The following is a 2,824-nucleotide window of genomic DNA, read 5'->3' on the forward strand; positions in this document are numbered from 1 at the left end:
AACAAACCCTCACCACCCTCTTCGCCGAAACACTCGGCATCGACCACATCGGCATCGACGACAACTTCTTCCACCTCGGCGGACACTCCCTCCTCATCACACGCTTGGTGAGTCGGATCCGCAGCACTCTTGGGGTGGAGGTCCCGATTGCCGCGGTATTCGAGGCGCCCACGGTGGCCGAGCTGGCGACCCGACTCACGGACGGCGGCGGGACCCGCACGGCGCTGGCACCGGTGCCGCGCCCCGAGGTGATCCCCCTCTCGTTCGCCCAGCGGCGGCTCTGGTTCCTGCACAAGCTGGAGGGCCGGACGGCGACGTACAACATGCCCCTGGCGTTCCACCTCACGGGCTCGGTGGATCCGGAGGCGCTGCGCGCAGCCCTGCGCGACGTGGTGGCACGCCACGAGTCGCTGCGCACCGTCTTCCCTGAAGTCGATGGCGAACCGCGTCAGTTGGTGCTGGGCGGCACGGACCGGGACTTCGTGTGGGAGCACCGCGCGGTGGCCACGCAGGAGCTTTCGGCGGCCCTGGACGAAGCGGCCCGCTACGGCTTCGACCTCTCCGTCGAAGTACCCGTGCGCGCCTGGCTCTTCGACGTGAGCGGCGGCGAGAGCGTGCTGCTGCTGTTGCTCCACCACATCGCGGCGGACGGCTGGTCGATGGGCCCGCTGGCCCGCGACCTGGTGACCGCCTACACGGCCCGTGCACAGGGCGGTGCTCCGCGGTGGTCCCCCCTGCCGGTCCAGTACGCCGACTACACCCTGTGGCAGCGCGAGCTGCTGGGGAACGAGTCCGATCCGCAAAGCCCCTACACCCGTCAACTCCAGTACTGGCAGACGCAGTTGACGGATCTGCCGGAGTCGGTGAGCTTCCCCACGGACCGCCCCCGACCGACCGTCGCCACCTACGAGGGCACCCATCTCGAATTCGAGCTGAGCCCCGAGCTCCACCAAGGGCTGATACAGCTGGCGCAGCAGTCGGGCAGCACCGTGTTCATGGTCCTGCAGGCAGGCATGGCAGCACTCCTGACCCGCCTCGGCGCCGGCACCGACATCCCCCTCGGCAGCGGCGTCGCCGGACGCACCGACGAAGCACTCGACGACCTCGTCGGCCTCTTCGTCAACACCTTCGTCCTACGCACCGACACCACCGGAAACCCCACCTTCCACCAACTCCTCCACCGCGTACGCGAAACAAGCCTCGCCGCCTACGCACACCAAGACATCCCCTTCGAACACCTCGTCGAACTCCTCAACCCCCACCGCACCACAAGCCACCACCCCCTCTTCCAGATCGCACTCGTCCTCCAGAACACCACCCAAGGCGACTTCGACCTCCCCGGCCTGACGGTCCGCACGACCGAGGCGGAGACCGGCACCTCCCGCTTCGACATGCTCTTCTCCCTCACCGAGCGCTTCACCGCGGCCGGGGGCCCGGACGGCATCGACACCGTGGTCGAGTACTCCACCGACCTCTTCGACCGGTCCACCGTCGAGCAGATCTTCGCTCGGTGGATACGTCTCATCGACCACGTACTGAGCGCCCCGGACCAGCCGATCGGCCGGCTCGACGTGCTGACGGCCGCCGAGCGACAGCAGGTGCTGACGGAGTGGAACGGCGCCGAGGCCGAAGTGCGCCCGGACACGGTGGTCGGCCTGCTCGAAGCGCAGGCACGTCGCACTCCCGACGCCCCCGCCGTGCTCTTCGCGGACACCGCGCTGACCTATGCCGAACTGCACGCTCGGGCCAACCAACTGGCCCGTCATCTGGTCGGCTTGGGCGTCGGCCCGGAAAGCGTGGTGGCTGTGGCACTGCCGCGCACGGCCGACACGGTCGTCGCGTTGCTCGCGGTGATCAAGGCCGGCGGCGCGTATCTTCCGCTGGACCCCGACGACCCGAGCGAGCGCCTGCGCGGCATGCTGCTCGACGCGCGCCCGGTGGTGGCCGTCGTCTCGTCCGGGAGCCGTCTGATCGCCTCGGGCCAGGGCGTGCCGTGTGTGGTCGTCGACGACGAAGAGACAAGCGCCGCCATCGCCGGACAGCCCACGACCGATCTCTCCGCGGACGAGCGCACGACTGCCCTGACGCCGGCCAACGCGCTCTACGTCATCTACACGTCGGGGTCCTCGGGTCGGCCCAAGGGCGTCATGGTCGAGCACCGTGGCCTCGCCAACAACCTCCAGTGGATGCAGTCGGCCCATCCGGTGGGCGCCCACGACGTGGTGCTGTTCCGGACCTCGGTGCGGTTCGACTCCGTGGGGCTGGAGATCTGGTACCCGCTGCTGTCCGGCGCCGCGATCCGCGTGGCCCCCGGCGATGTCATCCGCGATCCGCAGCGACTGACCTCGTACATCGCGGAGAACGGCGTCACTGTCGCCCAGTTCCCTCCGTCCCTGCTCGCGCATCTGCCCCACCCGCCCGCGACGCACTCCGTCAGCCGCATCTGGGCGAGCGGCGAGGCGCTCCGCACGGATCTCGCGGCGGACGTAGCGGACACCTGGGGCAGCGAACTCTCCAATCTCTACGGCCCGACCGAGATGACCATCCAGGTGGCGTCCTTCATCTGCGGGCGCGCCACGGACAGCGGCGCCGGCTCCGCGGTCCCCATCGGCCGCCCCACCTGGAACACCCAGGTGTACGTGTTGGACGCGGCGTTGGAGCCGGTTCCCGTGGGCGTGGCGGGTGAGCTGTACGTCGCTGGCGCCCAGGTGGCGCGGGGGTATGTGGGGCGCCAGGCGCTGACGGCGGAGCGGTTCGTGGCGTGTCCGTTCGCCGCCGGTGAGCGCATGTACCGCACCGGCGACCTGGTCCGCTGGCGCACGGA

At 69.7% G+C, this 2,824-nt stretch carries 1 protein-coding gene; it reads left to right on the forward strand.

Annotated features, from left to right (window positions below; genetic code table 11):
- On the forward strand, positions 1 to 2,824 hold a 2,824-nt coding region (locus ACZ4D5_RS43415; protein WP_467778069.1), incomplete at both ends, for a non-ribosomal peptide synthetase.

This window comes from Streptomyces sp. NPDC025651 (assembly GCF_055558735.1).